A 16877-nucleotide genomic window follows, 5' to 3' on the forward strand; every position below is an offset into this window, starting at 1 on the left:
CAACGATCTACTCTCCCACATAATTTGAATGATCCTTTATGGAAAAGATGGAGCGGGCAACGGGGATCGAACCCGCGGCATCAAGCTTGGGAAGCTTGCACTCTTCCTGCTGAGTTATGCCCGCTTTCTTTATTATATTAGTGGATTTAAAGAGGTAAATCAACACTTTCTTATTAGCTCGTGGTTCATAGCTCGTAGCTGATAGCTCTTAGCTCGTAGCTCGTAGCTCTGAATTATTTTTACCTTATCAAGTTGTTTAATGGTTTTACTATGAACCATGAACTATGAACCATGAACTAATCTCAACTCTTCCTGTTGTATCCGAATCGTTCTTCAAAAATAGGGGCGATTAGATTATCAACAGGTGCATAGTTGTCCCTTATCACTATAGAGTACCTTTTATTCATAAAGTCTTCCATCAGGTCTTCTGGTAATAGACATTTTTTTGACCGAAGACTTCCCTTAATGTCCTGATATATGAAGGAAGAAAGGCCCCTTTCTGAAAGTTATCGATAATGTTCGACATTAATATACCGTCCTGGTTAAGAATACCCTTAAGCTGTTCTGCAAATTCTTTTGTTGTGAGATGGTACGGTATGGAAAGGTCGTTGTACGCATCGGTGAATATCACGTCGTATTTGGCATTGCAATTCATCACAAACCAGCGTCCGTCCGTGTTATATGTACGGATCCTCGTGTTTTTCAATAAGCCGAGGTATTTATAGACGATATTTGTCACTTCCGGGTCAATCTCAACAACATCTATTTGGGCATTGGGATAGTATGCCTCCATGTATCTTGGAAAGGTATAACCGCCACCCCCAATGGTAAGACTCTTAAAGATTGCATCTTTTTTCAGTTTCCATTTTAAAACATCAGTGTATATTCTCTCATACTCATATTCAATGTGCAGGGGATTTTCTAAACTTACATAGGAGTGTATAAGATTGTCCAATATCATGGCTTGAAGATTTGTTTTCTGATCGGAACTAAGTGTTCTGTTCAGCTTAATAGTGTAATAATTGCTCTCCTTGTACAGGTATGTACTGTCAGTTAATGGTATTTTATACGCAAAGGTATTTATTCCCCATAGAAAGGGGGCAGAGATGATGAGGAAAAGGACTGAGGCCTTTTTTGTTTTGAATAGCGAGCCTGAAAACGCTGCTGCAAGGAGTAGTATTACACCCATTGAAAAAATGATGGTTCTTGTTCCCATCCAGGAAATGAGGAAAAATCCAGTTACAAAGGTCCCTATAATTGCCCCCAAGGTTGAAAGTGCATATATCTTGCCAATTACATTGCCGGCCTTATCCAGGTTCTTTAATGTTAGCCTTACGACAACAGGTGAAATTGTCCCAAGGACACAACCAGGCAAAAAGAATATAATCGTTGTTACGATAAATATGCGGAGCATAAGAGAAACTTGGAAGCGGTACGATGCAACTAAATTGGTGAGGGGGATTATTAAAAGTGCAGTTAAACCTGACAGTAGTAATAACCATCCGAGGGTTTTCCTGAAAGGGAATCTATCTACTAATTTTCCTCCGATATAAGCACCAATACTGATTCCAGCAAGGATAACCCCTATAATGCTTGTCCATGTATAGATGGAAACACCGACAAATGGCGCCAATATACGACCTGCAACCATTTCAATAACAAGGGTACAGAAACTCGCTATAAAGGTTATGATATACGCTTCGAATAAGCTCATTGGTGAAGTTACCTCCATATTGTAGATTTTATATCAGCAGTAATGTGGATGGGTTGATGAGTGAACGGGTGAAGGAGGTTTCTTATCTCCTCATCCTCTCATCTCCTCATTTTCCGCTTCAAGTTTGCCTTTATACTTATAGCATTATACGTATTTTGTCAAACCTTTTTAGGGCTTAGCTGGCCCACCACCTTGGCCCTTTAGCCCTGTTTTACCTTATTAATGGAAGCTGATTTCTGTGCTGTGATAAAAAATTTCCCAAAACATTTGGAAAGAAAGGCATAATGCTTTATAATATTAATATGAAGGTTCTTTTAGTTGAGGACGAAGCCAAGGTCGCAAATTTCATAAGTAAGGGGTTACAGGAAGAAGGATACAACGTGGATGTTGCTTATGACGGTAAGAAGGGCCTTGAGCTATTAAAAGAATTTAACTACGATATCGTGTTACTCGATCTTATGATTCCTGAGGTTGATGGACTCCAGCTTTTAAAAAATATTCGCTCATGGGGCATACATACACCGGTTCTCATCATAACTGCCAAAAGTTCAAAAGAGGATGTGGTAAAGGGTCTCGATATGGGTAGTGATGATTATTTGACAAAACCCTTTGCTTTTGAAGAGTTACTTGCACGGGTAAGGGCCCTGCTTAGAAGAAGCAGAAAGGCCGACACCCATATACTTGAGTATAAAGACATAATTTTAAACCCCTATAATAGAAGGTTGAATATAGCCTCTAAAGATGTGGAGTTGACGGAAAAAGAATTTTTAATAATGGAATTCATGCTAAAGAATAGTGAAAGGGCTTTAACAAGAAAAGAGATAGCAGAGTATGTATGGCAGAATCAAGGTGATTCAACAAATATTGTAGATGTTTATGTAAACTTTTTAAGAAAGAAGATAGAGTCTTTATCAGTCAAAAAATATATCCATACAGTAAGGGGTATAGGTTATATTCTAAAAGAGGAAGATGAAAAAGTTTGATTTGCCAATAAAATGGCGACTGACAGTATGGTATGGTGGGATACTTGCGTTAATCCTCATAGTATTTTCCAGCGGTGTCTACATCTATTTTAAGAACAGTTTGCAAAAGAGCATAGATACGAAAATAAAATCCATTGGTGAAGTGCTATCCTCTTCGCTTACAGAGGCACATAATACAAGTATATTTGGGAATTTTGAGAGATACCTGGAGAACGTTCTTGGAAGGAAACCAAAGGGAAAGTTTATTCAGATTATTGACAGCTCCGGAAGAATTGGGGCAAAGATGAGTGATATTGAAACAGAAACAGTACCAACAAGTTTTAGCACTCTGGAGAGGGCCCTTAAAGGGGAGGTAATATATGAGACAATAGAAGGGGCGCGCCCGAGATTAAGGATTGTTACAATTCCTATAGTAGAAGAGAACAAAAAAGTAACAAGTATAGTTCAGGTAGGTACCTCCTTGGAGGATTTTGATGAAACGATGAAAAAACTCCTTATCATAATGATTATCAGTATCCCCACATCGATAAGTGTAACGATAGTGATTGGTTATTTTATGGCAAAGAAGGCATTAAAACCTGTTGACCAAATAAGAAAAGCAGCGATTAAAATATCATCGAGTAACCTTGATGAGAGGATTGATATAGGGAAAAGAAGGGATGAACTATCGAGGCTTGCCGAAACCTTTAACGACATGATAACCAGGCTGAAAGATGCGTTCCAGAGGATTAACCAGTTCAGCATAGATGTTTCTCATGAGTTAAAAACCCCTCTTACTATATTAAAAGGGGAGACAGAGGTAACGCTCAGAAAAGACAGGGAGAATGAAGATTACAGGAAACTTCTCAAGAGCCATCTTGAAGAGGTTGATAGAATGACAAGGATAGTAGATGATTTGCTGCTGCTCTCGAAGGCAGACGCAGAAGAAATAAAGTTGACTATTGAAGATATCGCATTAAGAGACCTTGTTGTGGACATTTGTATGGATATGAAAATTTTTGCAGACAATAAAGGAATAGAATTGATTGTAAGTGAGTTAGAGGATGTCAGATTGAAGGGAGATGAATTAAAGCTAAGAAGGATGCTCTGGAATGTTGTACAAAATGGGATAAAATATACTCAAAAAGGGGGAAAGGTAGAGATATCCTCTTATGTGAATAATGGATATGTGTGGATTGATGTGAAGGATAACGGTGTGGGGATATCTGAGAAGGATATGAAATATATATTTGACCGGTTTTACAGGGGAGATAAGTCCAGAAGACGTGAAAGCGGGAGCGGGCTTGGTCTTTCTATAAGTAAGTGGATTGCTGAAGCACACAGGGGTGTCATAGAGGTAAAAAGCAGGCCCTTAGAAGGAAGTTTATTTTCTATTAAATTACCTATATAACTGTTATAACTATATAAACGGAGGAAACCTATGAGAAACAAGAGATGGTATTTAACGATAATTGCACTTATCGTTATAGGGTTGATATTCGCATACGTGAAGGGGAAGGTCGTTTCTGAAGAATCGTGGTTTGATACAAACAGGGCAAATGTAAAAACAGTAGCCTTTGATAAGGGGTTACCAAGCTTCAGCGAGCTTGTAAAAAATGTAAAACCTTCTATAGTGAATATCAGCACGACTACTGTAATAAAGGGACCTGATTTACGGGAGAGGTTTTTTGGCCCTTCAAATCCTTTTGGAGACTTTTTTGGAAATGACTTTTTTGAGAAATTTTTTGGCGATACACCAAATAGAGGGTTTAAGCAAAGGAGCCTTGGTTCAGGTTTTATTATTGATAGAGAAGGTTTTATACTGACAAACAATCATGTTATAGAGAAGGCACAGATTATAAAGGTAAAATTATCAGATGGGAAAGAGTACGACGCAGAGGTGATAGGGAGGGATGCCAAAACTGACATTGCCCTTATTAAGATTAATGCAAAACAGAATCTGCCTGTAGCAACCTTTGGTGATTCTGATAAGCTGGAAGTTGGAGACTGGGTAGTTGCTGTGGGTAATCCTTTTGGTCTGGAACATACAGTAACCGCAGGTATCGTGAGTGCCAAGGGCAGGGTGATAGGTGCGGGACCTTACGATGACTTTATTCAAACCGATGCCTCAATCAATCCCGGGAACAGTGGAGGACCTTTATTGAACCTGGGTGGTAATGTTGTGGGTATCAATACGGCTATTATCTCAGGAGGACAGGGCATAGGATTTGCGATCCCCATAAATGTTGCAAAGGATTTGCTCCCCCAGCTTAAAAGTAAGGGTAAGGTAGTAAGAGGATGGCTTGGTGTAGTAATCCAGAAGGTAACCCCGGAGATAGCAAAAAGTTTTGGCCTTAAAGAGTCTGACGGGGCACTGGTGTCAGATGTCATGGAACAAAGCCCTGCAGAAAAGGCAGGTATAAAAAGGGGTGATGTAATCGTTTCATTTAATGGAAAGAAGATAAAGGATATGGACATGCTTCCAAGGCTTGTTGGTTCCACAGAGATTGGTAAAAAGATTAAGGTTGGAATCATAAGGGACGGGAAGCAGATTGAAACAGAGGTTGCTATTGGTGAACTTAAAGAAGAGACCCTCCAGGCCTCAAGAAAACCTCAGGTAGAGAAGGATTATGGACTTGTTGTACAGGACATTACGCCGGAAATTGCAAAGCATTTAAATCTAAAAGACAAAAGAGGTGTAATAGTAACTGATGTTCAGCCAGGCAGCCCTGCCCAGGATGCAGATATGAGGTCAGGTGATATTATTAAAGAGATAGGTAGGAAGCCTATAAGAAACCTAATGGATTTTAAAGAAGCAATGAAGAGGGTGAGCCTTAAAGAAGGGGTGGTAATGCTTATAAAGAGAGAAAATATGACCTTTTATACTGTTCTGAGAGAGTAGACAAGTAAAACAGGCACCCTAAAACCTGAATTATTTGATTTTTTATTTGCATCTTTATTTTTTTGAGGTAATATATAATCTATGCCCACATTTGAATGGGAAGGAAAAACATTAAAAGGCGAGGTAAAGTCAGGGGTAACAAAGGCTGATTCTGATGCTGCCCTCAGGGCGACCTTAAGAAAAGAAGGTATAATACTTATAAAATCCACTGAAAAAAAGGATGTAGCGAAAGAGAAATTCAATCCTAAAAAAAAGATTAAGACTTTAAGCATAGTAATATTTACAAGACAGCTGTCAACTATGATCACATCAGGCCTGCCCCTTGTCCAGTCCCTCGAAATACTTGCCAGCCAGATAGAAGATATTAATTTGCGAGGCATTGTGAGGGACATAAAGGAGAGGATAGAGGGGGGGTCAAGATTTGCAGATGCCTTAAAGGAATACCCTCAATGTTTTGATCAGCTTTACGTGAACCTCGTGGTTGCCGGAGAAGAAGGTGGTATGATTGATGCAGTGCTCTCAAGGCTTGCCGCCTATATGGAGAAGAGTGAAAAGCTGAAGAAAAAGGTAAAATCTGCAATGATATATCCTATAAGCATAGTGGTGGTCGCCGTTGGTGTAGTAATGGTGCTATTGCTTTTTGTAATCCCTGTTTTTGAAACTATGTTTAAGGATATGGGAGCGGAGCTTCCCCTCCCAACGCAGATCGTTGTAAATATCAGCAGGGCGGTAAAGTCAAATATACACTTTGGGATAATTGCCCTGATTATTGCTGTTTTTTCGTTCAGGAGGTTTTATAAAACTGAAAATGGGAAGAGAAAGGTTGATGGATTAATTTTAAAGGCCCCGATCTTTGGTGTTCTTGCCATAAAAGCTTCAGTTGCAAGGATAACAAGGACTTTAGGCACGCTGCTTCAAAGTGGTGTTGCAATTCTTGAAAGCCTTGATATAGTGGCAAAGGTTGCAGGCAATAAGGTTGTAGAAGATGCATTGATACTAGCGAAGTCAATGGTGAGTGAGGGCAGGAATATGTCAGAACCATTAGAGGCAAGCGGCATCTTCCCTCCAATGGTAGTCCAGATGATTCAGGTAGGTGAATCTACTGGAGCACTGGACAGTATGCTGAATAAAATCGCCGATTTCTATGATGAGGATGTTGATAATCTGGTGTCAAACCTTACTGCAATGATGGAACCTATGATTATGATGTTTTTGGGCGTTATTCTGGGTGGGTTGATTATAGCCATGTATCTCCCAATATTCAAGCTTGGGTCAGCAGTCGGATAATCTTTTTTATAATAACCAATCACCAAATTTCAATATCCAATGGCCGAAATTTTGAAAATTGGTTATCGGGTATTATCCGGAGCTTGGTTATTGGTGATTGATATATTTATTCTATTGTAGCAGTGAGTCCGAGGTCCTTTATCATTTCAATATCATGTCTTGTGTCTCTTCCTTCAGTAGTTAAATAATTTCCGGTCATAAGAGAATTACAGCCGGCAATGACCCCGAGGGGCAAAAGCTGTCTTAAGTTTTTTTCCTTGCCACCGCACAATTTAATATCTTTGTCCGGCAGGATGAATCTAAAAATTGCAATGGTGATGAGGATTTCCATGGGGGAGGGTTGTGGAACACCTGCAAGTGGTGTTCCGGCAATGGGGTTTAAAATATTAATGGGTACTGAATCTACATCAAGTTCTTTTAGAGTAACAGCAAGCTCAATCCTGTGCTCCATATTTTCACCGAGCCCTATGATACCCCCTGAGCAGGTAGAGAGACCTGCCTTTTTTGCAGCCATTATTGTTTCAATATCCTCTATATATTCATGGGTGGTACAGATATTTTTAAAGAAGCTTTTTGATGTTTCGAGATTATGGTGATACCTGAAAAGTCCTGCCTTTTTCAGTTCATATGCCCTTTCCTTGTCTAATAAGCCCAAAGAGGCACATGCCTTTATTCCCAATCTGTTTATACCTTTTATAGTGTTATCAATCTCATCCCATTCCTCTTGGTTTGCTATACATGTTCCGCTTGTCACAACTCCAAAAAAATTGGCGCCACTTTCTTTTGCAATGTGTGCCTTTTCTGTAACATCCTTCGCGGAGATGAGGGGATATGTTGGGGCATCAGTATGATAGTGGACTGACTGGGCACAGAATTTACAGTCTTCTGGGCATATTCCCGATTTGGCATTTACGATACTGCAGAGGCTTATTTTTTTACCTTTGAAATGTTCTCTTATTTCTGAGGCAAATGCCATAAGCATAAAAGGTTGTTTCATTCCTGTTTTATAAAGAATTTTTGCATCATCAAAACCAATATCCATTTTATTTATTGCCTTCTTTTTCAGTGCTTCTATTGTAGAACGCATGTTGATCTCCTTTATCTAAGGGTTCAAGTGGCCAAGGATTCAAGGGTTCAAGTGAAAATTTCCAAAAAATAACTTGACCCTCGACCCCTTGAATCCTTCAAACCCTATTCACTGTCTCTCTATCCTTTCCTTCCATTCTAGAATTGATTTTATTGCATTATGGATGACCCTTTCCTTATCCCTCTTCCTGTAATCTTTTAGAAGTCCAAAATTGATGTTCATTGGTTGAAAATCTTTTTTCTTTGTTGTGATATAATGGAGAAGTGCCCCCACGCAGGTATCCTCTGGCGGAGGAATGAATGTTTTCCCTCTTAGAGATAGATATGCAGATATGCCTGCCACAAGCCCCATAGCAGTAGATTCCACATAACCCTCAACGCCGGTTATCTGCCCTGCAAAAAAAATCCTGTTATTATTGGTCAGCTGTAGATTATTATTCAGCACAGAAGGAGAATTTATGTATGTATTTCTGTGGACACTCCCGTATCTTAAAAAGACTGCATTTCTTAAAGCCGGAATGAGCCTGAAAATCCTTTCCTGTTCTCCATATTTAAGCTGGGTCTGGAACCCGACCATATTATACATGCTGCCTGATTCATCCTCTCTTCTGAGTTGTATGACCGCATGAGGCTCCTTATCTTTTTTATCAATAAGCCCTACAGGTTTCATAGGACCGTAAAGGAGCGTCTGTTTACCCCTTTCAGCCATAACTTCTATTGGTAAACAACCTTCAAAATATGGAGTTTCGTCAAACTTTCTTAAGCTTACCCTTTCTGCTTTGATCAATTCTTCATAAAACCTATCATATTCTTCTTCTGTGAGGGGGCAGTTTAAATAGTCTTTGGTGCCATCCATGTATCTTGAACCATAGAATGCCTTTTCCACATCTATTGTATATCCATCAACGATCGGAGAAATGGCATCAAAAAAATATAGATTCTGTGTGCCAGCAATTTCTCTTATCCTTTCTGTCAGATCATCGCTTGTAAGAGGCCCGGTAGCAATGACCACAATCCCCGGAGGTATATCCTTGATTTCTTCCCTCACAACATTTATAAGGGTACAGGCTTCAATTTCTTTTGTTATCACCTTCGAAAACATATTTCTATCAACAACAAGGGCCTTTCCGCCTGGTATGGATGTTCTATCTGCGGCCCTTACGATAATCGAACCGAGCCTTCTAAGTTCTTCCTTGAGAAGTCCATGGGCATTTGTGAGTTCTTTTGATTTTAAAGAATTACTGCACACAAGTTCTGAAAAATATGGGGTTTTATGGGCAGGTGTGAATACCTTTGGCCTCATCTCGTAAAGGGTAACATTCTGTCCCCTTTGGGCAATCTGATAGGCGGCTTCCACCCCCGCCAATCCGGCGCCAATTACTTTGATTTCCATCCACAGCCCTTACGGAGGCAAAAGATTTTTCTCTTATAAGAGAAGAGGGTTGGTGCACCACATATTTGGCATGGTCCATCCGTGGGTTCTGAATTTGTGGCAAAAGAACAATCAGGGTATCTTGAACAGCTTATAAACCTTCTTTTCTTTTTTGAGACCTTTTCTACCAGTTTCCCTGTGCAGTCTTTCTCTGGACATGGATAACCAAGGGAGTAGGCTTCAGTATATTTACAATCAGGATAGTTGTTACAGGCAAGGAATCTCCCGAACTTCCCTCTTTTTTCTATAAGGTTCCCTCCACACAGTTTACATACCCCCTTTATTTCATCCTCAACAACCTTTATTGTCCCGTTATCCTCTATCTTTACGTTTTTCTTGTTTTTACATTCAGGTCTTCCACTACATACAATGTATTCACCATTTTTCCCCCACCTGAGCATCATCATCTTGCCGCATTTCTCACATACTATATCTGTTTCTTTTTCCTCCTTTTTTAAACTCTTCATCCCTTCTTTTGCGTGAGATAACTCCTCTTCAAAGGCGTGATGAAACCTTTCAAGTGATTTAATCCAGTTCTTCTTTCCGTCCTCTATCAGGTCAAGCCTCTCTTCCATTTTAGCTGTAAAATCCACATCAAGGATCAATGGAAAAAACTCCTTAAGAAGTTTGCTTACAGTCTTTCCTAAAGGGGTGGGCAAAAGCTTACCCTTATCCTTTTTGACGTAGCTCCTTTCCTGAACTGTACTTACAATTGTCGCATACGTTGATGGTCTGCCTATGCCTTTTGTTTCGAGTGTCTTTATAAGTGAAGCTTCAGTATATCTCGGTGGAGGACTCGTAAAACGCTGATTTAACCGGGTATCAATGAGAAATACCTTTTCACCTTTCTTCATTTCAGGAAGGATCACACCTTTTTGTTCATCATCCCCTTCTTCCTCATATATCTTTGTAAAACCATCAAATAGAACCTTTGACCCCCTGGAGATAAACACATAGTTCCCTGATGTGACATCTATAGCCTTTGTTTCTAACTTCTCCTGGGTCATCTGGGAGGCTATAAATCTTTTCCATATCAGTTCATACAGCAGAAAGAGGTCCTTATCGATGTATGGTTTTACCTTTTCTGGTGTAATCATCACATTTGTAGGTCTTATTGCTTCGTGGGCATCCTGGGCACTTTTTCTGTTTTTGAAAATATGAGGTACCCTGGGAAGGTATGGTTTTCCAAAGTTTCCCCCTATATACTGTCTCGCACCCCTCACTGCATCATTAGATACCCTGACAGAGTCAGTTCTCATGTATGTGATGAGCCCTGTTAACCCTTCTTTTCCAATATTTACGCCTTCGTATAATCTCTGGGCCAGTACCATTGTCCTTTTTGGGGAGAACCTTAACCTTCTCGATGCTTCCTGTTGAAGCCTGCTTGTGATGAAAGCAGGCTGGGGAAAAATATATTTTTCCTTTACCTCTATATTTGTAATTAGGAATTCCTTTCCTTCTATATCCTTTTTTATTCTTTCTGCTTCTTCCTGTAATGATATCTTAAGTTTTGTATCCCCTTCTCTTTCGAGTATTGCCTTAAATCTTTCGCCAGATTTGAGCTCGAACTCAGCATCAACTATCCAGTACTCTTCTTTTACAAAACCTTCTATCTCGTCCTCTCTGTCGCATACAAGTCTTAAGGCCACAGACTGGACCCTCCCGGCAGAAAGCCCATAACTGACCTTTTCCCATAAGAGTGGACTGATTTTGTATCCTACAAGCCTGTCGATAATTCTCCTTGCCTTCTGGGCGTTGTATTTTGACTCATCAAGGGTAGTGGGCCTTTTTAGTGCCTCCAGAACACCTTTCTTTGTAATTTCGTGGAATAATACCCTTTTGATCTGTCTTTTATTACCTACAACTTCGGCCACATGGAAGGCTATGGCCTCACCCTCTCTATCCGGGTCAGAACCAATGTATATATTTTCTGCACCTGAGCCTGCCTTTTTGATTTCCTCTACAACCTTTGCCTTCCCTTTCAGAATGAGAAAATGGGGTGTAAATTCTTTGTCAATGTCTACCCCTAATTTACTTTTCGGCAGGTCTTTTATGTGACCATACGTTGCCTTTATGACAAAATCCTTACCTAAAAACTTCGAAAGTGTCCTCATTTTTGTTGGCGATTCAACTATCAATAACGACTTGCCCATTAAAAATCTCCTTTAAAAGGGCCAAGGGGTCGAGGATAGGGTTTAGAATTTAAATTCCTTAGCCTATACCTTACACCCTAAACCCTATACCCTGATTTTTATTTCCTTATATAAAATCCTCCGGGGGCACTGCCAATTGCCTCTTTCATTTCAAGCCTTGTAAGTATTGCCATTACATTTTTTGTCTCCATTTTGCTCTTCTCTATTACTTCATCTACATGGATTTTGTCAAACCCTATGATTGAGTAGATATAATCTTCATCTTTATCCATATCGATGTTTTGCTCTTTTTTTAACTCTAAACGGGGGAAACAGCTGGTGATGATATCTTCAATACCGTCTATGAGTTTTGCTCCTTCTTTAATAAGGGTGTTTGCCCCTTTATAGTCCTCATTAAAAATGCTCCCCGGTATTGCCATGACCTCTCTCCCATATTCAAGGGCCAACCTTGCGGTTATCAGTGACCCACTTCTCTTTGAGGCTTCAATTACAAGAATGCCCTTTGACAAGCCAGCTATAATCCTGTTTCTCTCAGGGAAATGAAAGGCGAGAGGTTTTTCGCCGAGACTATATTCAGTAAGTATTGCCCCTTCTTCTCCCATCTTTTCAAAGAGCCTCATGTTTTCTGAAGGGTAACAGATATCAATGCCACACCCCAGGATACCAATGGTCTTACCTTTTTCCTTCAGTGCCCCTTTGTGGGCAGACGAATCTATTCCCCTCGCAAGGCCACTGACAACTGTAACTCCGATGGAAGAAAGTGTATGGGCTATTTTTTCCGCAAGATTCATACCTTCGAATGTTGCCCTCCTTGAGCCAACTATGGCTATCGTATCAGTTCCGATTTTTAAACGCCCCTTTTTGTAAAGAATGATAGGTGCGTCAGGGATATTTTTTAATAACTTTGGGTATTTACTATCCTTTATGGTGATGATATTTACCCCCATCTTCTCCAATTTTGCCCGCTCCTTATCTATTTTCCCCCACTCATTGAATGATTTTATTTTCTGCTTCAGATCCCTATTATAATGTTTAATTCTTCCTTCAAATAATTGGGCGATACTTTCGTGTCTATCTACTACCTTTTTCTTCTGGATGGCATCTAAGCCCTTAAGCCTCGAGAGTGCCATTATAGCTGTAAGTTCTTCCATCTGTTTATACTTCTAACCCCTATACCCTGCCATTTATCACTGTTTTTTCTCACCGTATTTGAACCTTTCGACATAGTATGTGCCTATTGAACAGAGCTCCCTTATGAGGATTGTTCTTGATGCACCATCTTTCCACCATTTATCCTTTTTGAAATAAGAAACATTTACTGCCTTGATGAGGTATAATGTTTTGCCTTCTTCGGAAGAGCCATAAAGTAGATGAAATCTCCTTGAAGCATACTCCGGAACCAGGATAATGACCTTTTTAATCCCCATGCTTGCAAATGTTTCCTTTATCTTATCCACCTTCTTCCTTCCTTCGCTGTCGACCTCCATTTTCTTAATCACTTCCTCCTTCACACCCCTTGTTTTTGCCATCTTGAGAATAATATCCATGATACTGATACCAAATATCTTATCCTCCTCTACCCATATGGCCTTTCCATTTCCAGCCCAATATTCCCTATAGGCATCAATGTATAATTCCCCATTTTTATCTTCAATGAATCGAGGAACAAATATCGCTTCCGATGGGAAAATCTTGTCTTCATATTTGAATTGATTCCCTATAGACTTTAAGGTGAAAGGGTGTATCATAACACCAATGATTACCATAAAAAAAACAAGGATTACTATAAGACAGCCGCAGCCTGCCTTCCCTTCCGTTCTCATAATGTCTCCCCCTTTATTACTTGTGTATCTGCTACGATATCATGCAGTGCCTTTCCTTTAAGGAAAAGGGCCATAAAAAAACCAATAAAACATATTGATGCAGAGAACACATAGAAGACGCTTCTTAACAAAGACCTGAAAAGGTCTACCTCCATCCCATCCCTTCTTACCACTTTAATCCTGAAAATACTTTTACCTACTGTCATTCCTCCATCCATCGTGAGATATGTAAAGTAAAAGAGGAAAATAAAGGAGGATGATAAAAGGAAAATAAGAAAAGGCACGGAAATATTTAAGAGAGCGAACTCATCAATACCAGATAGGTAACCAGCGAAAGCAAAAATAAAGGCTATAACACAAAAAAAAGAGAGCATAAGCAAATCTATGGATAATGCAAGGAATCTGAAAAAAATTGGAGCCCTTTTCATTTTTTGTTGTATTCGTAGAGTATGATAGACAGTATCACAAGAGGGGTAGTCTCTGTCCTGAATATACTTTCACCCAGAGTACAGAGAATAAAACCATTATCCTTCAGCCACTTAACCTCCAGTTCATCGATCCCACCTTCAGGACCTATGACTACACATATTTCCCCTTCTTTATGTTTAGATATGATATTTCTGATTGTGTTTTTCCTTTCCTTCTCGTAAAAGACCCACCGGTTTTCAATATTTTCTATGTAAGGTAATATGCCTCTGAGTGGTGTGGGCTCAATAACTTCAGGGATAGTGAATCTTCCTGATTGACGGGATGCCTCAATGGTAATCCTTTTCCATCTCTCATACTTCCCTTTTTCCTTATCCTCAAACTTAACAACAGTCCTTTTGAAAATCGTTGGGAGAATCCTTTCTGCACCCAACTCCGTAGCCTTTTCAATAAGCCAGTCCATACGGGGGCCCTTTATCGGGCTTACGCAAAGCATAACCTTTGATCTTTTTTCTTCAGGACGGTGTACCACATCTAAAACCTGTAAATACAACTCCTTACTCTTTATATTATTTATTACACATCTATACAGGTATCCTTTTCCATCAATCAAATCTATCCTTTCTCCTATAGATTTTCTCAACACGCTGACTATATACTTGTGCATTGGCCCTGCGAGAAGTGCCATACCGTTCTTGATCTTGAGTTTGTCAACAAAAGCCCTTCTAATTTCCATATCTACCTTTCCGGAAGCTTATAAAAACGGGATTCATATAGCCTGTGGTATTCTGTCCATTTTTCATCTTCCATGTTTTCTTTCATGTGTTCCTTCACACCCATAATTTTTGCATCAAGATTATCCAGGTAGTGTACCATTAGGGCCTCTATGCACATGGGCTTTTTTGGTGATCCCCACTCCTCGACCCCATGATGGCTGATAATTATGTGTGCAAGGACATCAGCAATATAATCTGGAAATCCATCAACATTTTCAATAAGCCCCTTTAGTGTCACAATCCCAAGTGCTATATGCCCGAGAAGCCTACCTTTATCAGAATATTTAAATCCACCTTTGATATTAATCTCGTCTATCTTGCCAATATCATGTAGCAGACTGCCTGCTATGATGACATCTTTATCGCCTCCTACGATATCCACAACAAGCTTGCCCATTTTCGCTATCGAGAGGGAGTGCTCGAGGAGCCCTCCAATGTACATATGATGAACCCCAATGGATGCCGGGAAAAGAAAGAATCTTTCAAGCATATCCTTTCTGCCGTGAAAGGAAGTAAAAAGTGAAACAATATAGGGGTTTTTTATTTCACTGACAAGTTTGAAATATTCATCTTTCAATCTTTCATTTCCACTTTCGCTCTCCGGGAAAAATTCTTTCATATCTTCCAGTAAAAGTTCTTCTTCAACCTTTCTAATATCAGTTATGTTTAATTGAAACCTTTCCTGATACAGTCTTGACCTGGACTGAACATGAACAATGTCATTTTTTTCAAAAAGGCCATTCAGCTCGTCCACCCTCTCCCAGACCCTTCCCTCTATGGTGCCTGTCCTGTCTTTCAATCTTAAGCTCATATACTTTGTATTATTCTTGCTTGAGAATATGTCTTTTTTAATAACAATAAACCGGTCATTTACATCAATATTCTCCCTGTTGATGTCCTTCACAAATATTTGCTTCTTCACGGGTGAACCCCAAAATGTTCATAACCTTTTGTATTCAACCTTTTCCCCTTACCCCTTTTAAAAAGTTTTACACCCCTTCCTTTCACTACTTCTCCTATTATAGAAACAGGGAAACCCTTTGTTCGCATATCTTCAATTATTTCAAGCTTGTTCCCTGGAAAGGTAAATAAAAACTGATAATCCTCTCCTCCTGAAAGGGCGAGCATTTCTCTTTTTTTCTTTATTATAGCACGCGGTATGGGTAAACGCTCCAAAAATATTTTTGCACCCTTTTTACTTTCAAGCATCATTCGTTCGAGGTCAATAACAAGCCCGTCGCTTATATCCATCATTGCATTTGGTGTGTCATTTTTTATCAGTTCTTTCCACACATCATACGGAGGTTTGGGGTTGGTGTATCTTTTGATAAATCTGCTTGAACCCTTGTCCTTGCTGCCCTGTTTAAGAAGTAAAAGTCCGTAAGCGCTTTCACCGAGATGCCCTGTAATCCCTATAAAATCTCCCACCTTTGCTTTATCCCTGCCCAGATACCTTTTTGTTACAAGTTTGCCTATCATGGAAATATCGATGAAAAAATCAGTTTTTGCCTCAGATATATCCCCTCCTATGAGGATTATATTAAATTCCTTTGCCGCCTGCATCATGCCTATATATAGCCTGTCAATGTCTTTGTAAGACATGCGATCCGGTATACCAATCGTAACGAGGAAATAGAGCGGTGTTGCCCCCATGGAGAGCACATCTGAAACGTTCACGTATACTGCCTTTTTACCGAGGGCATAGATGTCCATGAATTGAAATTCAAAGTGGATATGCTCAACGAGGGCATCCTGAACAAAGACATAGGAGCCCTGGGGCATTTCAACAACTGCCCCATCGTCCCCGATCCCTCTTGTAATTCTGCCCGTTTTTTTCCCGAACTTCCTGATTCTTTTTATGAGTTCATTTTCCTTTAGTTCCATGGCTTAAGTGAAGATAATAGCAGTTTATGGGTACTTTTTCAAGGCAGATCGAGGGTGGGGCGCCGAGGAAACAAGTTTAGAGTTTAGGGTCACATCTTCAATTGTCAATAGAGAGTGTGTTCGTAGGTCATGGCTGATATCTCATGGCATGGAGCAGAGAGCTAAGAGCAGAGGGCGGAGGGCAGAGCGTTTTTCGTCTCTCTGGTCATGATAAAATAGACAGAATAGACTGAATAGACATTATGAATTCTTCTTTTCTTGTATTTTCCTTACCCTCTCCATGAATTCTTTCAGCTTTTTTTCATACCCCCTATCCTTCGGAAGATAATACCGCTTATCCTTTAATGGTTCTGGCATGTAATCCTGTTTTACCATGCCATCCTTGTAGTTATGGGGGTAGAGATAATCACGGCCATAGCCCAACTCTCCCAT

At 39.8% G+C, this 16877-nt stretch carries 15 protein-coding genes and 1 tRNA gene; 4 read left to right on the top strand and 12 right to left on the bottom strand.

The features are described 5' to 3' along the window. Positions 1-48: 48 nt before the first annotated feature. A tRNA-Gly gene (locus tag NTU69_02375) sits at positions 49-124 on the bottom strand. A gap of 294 nt (positions 125-418) precedes the next feature. Further along, positions 419-1714, bottom strand: a complete 1296-nt coding sequence (locus NTU69_02380) for a fused MFS/spermidine synthase (protein ID MCX5802375.1) — start codon at positions 1712-1714, stop codon at positions 419-421. A gap of 302 nt (positions 1715-2016) precedes the next feature. Here NTU69_02380 and NTU69_02385 point away from each other — a divergent pair, with 302 nt between their 5' ends. The 4 genes from NTU69_02385 to NTU69_02400 all read left to right on the top strand — a co-directional run bounded on the left by NTU69_02385 (position 2017) and on the right by NTU69_02400 (position 6865). Further along, positions 2017-2697, top strand: a complete 681-nt coding sequence (locus NTU69_02385; protein ID MCX5802376.1) for a response regulator transcription factor — start codon at positions 2017-2019, stop codon at positions 2695-2697. Next, positions 2684-4087, top strand: coding sequence for an ATP-binding protein (locus NTU69_02390; GenBank protein MCX5802377.1), 1404 nt, complete (start codon positions 2684-2686; stop codon positions 4085-4087). The genes NTU69_02385 and NTU69_02390 overlap by 14 nt, the downstream gene beginning before the upstream one ends. A 30-nt stretch (positions 4088-4117) precedes the next feature. Continuing rightward, entirely contained in the window at positions 4118-5578 is a 1461-nt protein-coding gene (locus NTU69_02395; protein MCX5802378.1) for a DegQ family serine endoprotease, read from the top strand. An 81-nt stretch (positions 5579-5659) separates the two neighbouring features. After that, positions 5660-6865 (top strand): type II secretion system F family protein, encoded by a 1206-nt coding sequence (locus NTU69_02400; GenBank protein MCX5802379.1) that lies wholly within the window; start codon positions 5660-5662, stop codon positions 6863-6865. 106 nt (positions 6866-6971) lie between these two features. Here the strand turns inward: NTU69_02400 and bioB are convergent, their stop codons facing one another. The 10 genes from bioB to NTU69_02450 all read right to left on the bottom strand — a co-directional run. Beyond that, positions 6972-7952: a biotin synthase BioB gene (gene bioB / locus NTU69_02405; protein MCX5802380.1), complete on the bottom strand. Its 981-nt coding sequence runs from the start codon at positions 7950-7952 to the stop codon at positions 6972-6974. Positions 7953-8060: 108 nt separating this feature from the next. Next, positions 8061-9344 (bottom strand): methylenetetrahydrofolate--tRNA-(uracil(54)-C(5))-methyltransferase (FADH(2)-oxidizing) TrmFO, encoded by a 1284-nt coding sequence (gene trmFO, locus NTU69_02410; protein MCX5802381.1) that lies wholly within the window; start codon positions 9342-9344, stop codon positions 8061-8063. Further along, positions 9329-11536: a type I DNA topoisomerase gene (gene topA / locus NTU69_02415; GenBank protein ID MCX5802382.1), complete on the bottom strand. Its 2208-nt coding sequence runs from the start codon at positions 11534-11536 to the stop codon at positions 9329-9331. The genes trmFO and topA overlap by 16 nt, the downstream gene beginning before the upstream one ends. A 98-nt stretch (positions 11537-11634) precedes the next feature. Beyond that, a complete protein-coding gene (gene dprA, locus NTU69_02420) occupies positions 11635-12687 on the bottom strand; it encodes a DNA-processing protein DprA (GenBank protein MCX5802383.1) in 1053 nt (350 codons plus the stop codon). 36 nt (positions 12688-12723) lie between these two features. Then, the gene (locus NTU69_02425; GenBank protein ID MCX5802384.1) at positions 12724-13359 is read right to left on the bottom strand and encodes a hypothetical protein; all 636 of its coding nucleotides are present in this window, start codon (positions 13357-13359) and stop codon (positions 12724-12726) included. Beyond that, entirely contained in the window at positions 13356-13787 is a 432-nt protein-coding gene (locus NTU69_02430) for an RDD family protein (GenBank protein ID MCX5802385.1), read from the bottom strand. The genes NTU69_02425 and NTU69_02430 overlap by 4 nt, the downstream gene beginning before the upstream one ends. Next, positions 13784-14521: an RsmE family RNA methyltransferase gene (locus NTU69_02435; GenBank protein ID MCX5802386.1), complete on the bottom strand. Its 738-nt coding sequence runs from the start codon at positions 14519-14521 to the stop codon at positions 13784-13786. The genes NTU69_02430 and NTU69_02435 overlap by 4 nt, the downstream gene beginning before the upstream one ends. A 2-nt stretch (positions 14522-14523) precedes the next feature. Then, on the bottom strand, positions 14524-15483 hold the full coding sequence (locus tag NTU69_02440) for an HD domain-containing protein (protein ID MCX5802387.1): 960 nt from the start codon (positions 15481-15483) through the stop codon (positions 14524-14526). Continuing rightward, positions 15480-16445, bottom strand: a complete 966-nt coding sequence (thiL, locus tag NTU69_02445; protein MCX5802388.1) for a thiamine-phosphate kinase — start codon at positions 16443-16445, stop codon at positions 15480-15482. Before thiL ends, NTU69_02440 begins: the two co-directional genes overlap by 4 nt. Before the next feature lie 240 nt (positions 16446-16685). Next, positions 16686-16877 (bottom strand): replication-associated recombination protein A (locus tag NTU69_02450; GenBank protein MCX5802389.1); only part of this gene is annotated, 192 nt, incomplete at its 5' end.

Source organism: Pseudomonadota bacterium (assembly GCA_026388215.1).
In the GTDB taxonomy this organism is placed as follows: domain Bacteria; phylum Desulfobacterota; class Syntrophorhabdia; order Syntrophorhabdales; family Syntrophorhabdaceae; genus JAPLKF01.

Coding starts and splice junctions, on each gene's coding strand:
- NTU69_02380 (MCX5802375.1), bottom strand. CDS start 1,714: ATGAGCTTATTCGAAGCGTATATCATAACCTTTATAGCGAGTTTCTGT.
- NTU69_02385 (MCX5802376.1), top strand. CDS start 2,017: ATGAAGGTTCTTTTAGTTGAGGACGAAGCCAAGGTCGCAAATTTCATA.
- NTU69_02390 (MCX5802377.1), top strand. CDS start 2,684: ATGAAAAAGTTTGATTTGCCAATAAAATGGCGACTGACAGTATGGTAT.
- NTU69_02395 (MCX5802378.1), top strand. CDS start 4,118: ATGAGAAACAAGAGATGGTATTTAACGATAATTGCACTTATCGTTATA.
- NTU69_02400 (MCX5802379.1), top strand. CDS start 5,660: ATGCCCACATTTGAATGGGAAGGAAAAACATTAAAAGGCGAGGTAAAG.
- bioB (MCX5802380.1), bottom strand. CDS start 7,952: ATGCGTTCTACAATAGAAGCACTGAAAAAGAAGGCAATAAATAAAATG.
- trmFO (MCX5802381.1), bottom strand. CDS start 9,344: ATGGAAATCAAAGTAATTGGCGCCGGATTGGCGGGGGTGGAAGCCGCC.
- topA (MCX5802382.1), bottom strand. CDS start 11,536: ATGGGCAAGTCGTTATTGATAGTTGAATCGCCAACAAAAATGAGGACA.
- dprA (MCX5802383.1), bottom strand. CDS start 12,687: ATGGAAGAACTTACAGCTATAATGGCACTCTCGAGGCTTAAGGGCTTA.
- NTU69_02425 (MCX5802384.1), bottom strand. CDS start 13,359: ATGAGAACGGAAGGGAAGGCAGGCTGCGGCTGTCTTATAGTAATCCTT.
- NTU69_02430 (MCX5802385.1), bottom strand. CDS start 13,787: ATGAAAAGGGCTCCAATTTTTTTCAGATTCCTTGCATTATCCATAGAT.
- NTU69_02435 (MCX5802386.1), bottom strand. CDS start 14,521: ATGGAAATTAGAAGGGCTTTTGTTGACAAACTCAAGATCAAGAACGGT.
- thiL (MCX5802388.1), bottom strand. CDS start 16,445: ATGGAACTAAAGGAAAATGAACTCATAAAAAGAATCAGGAAGTTCGGG.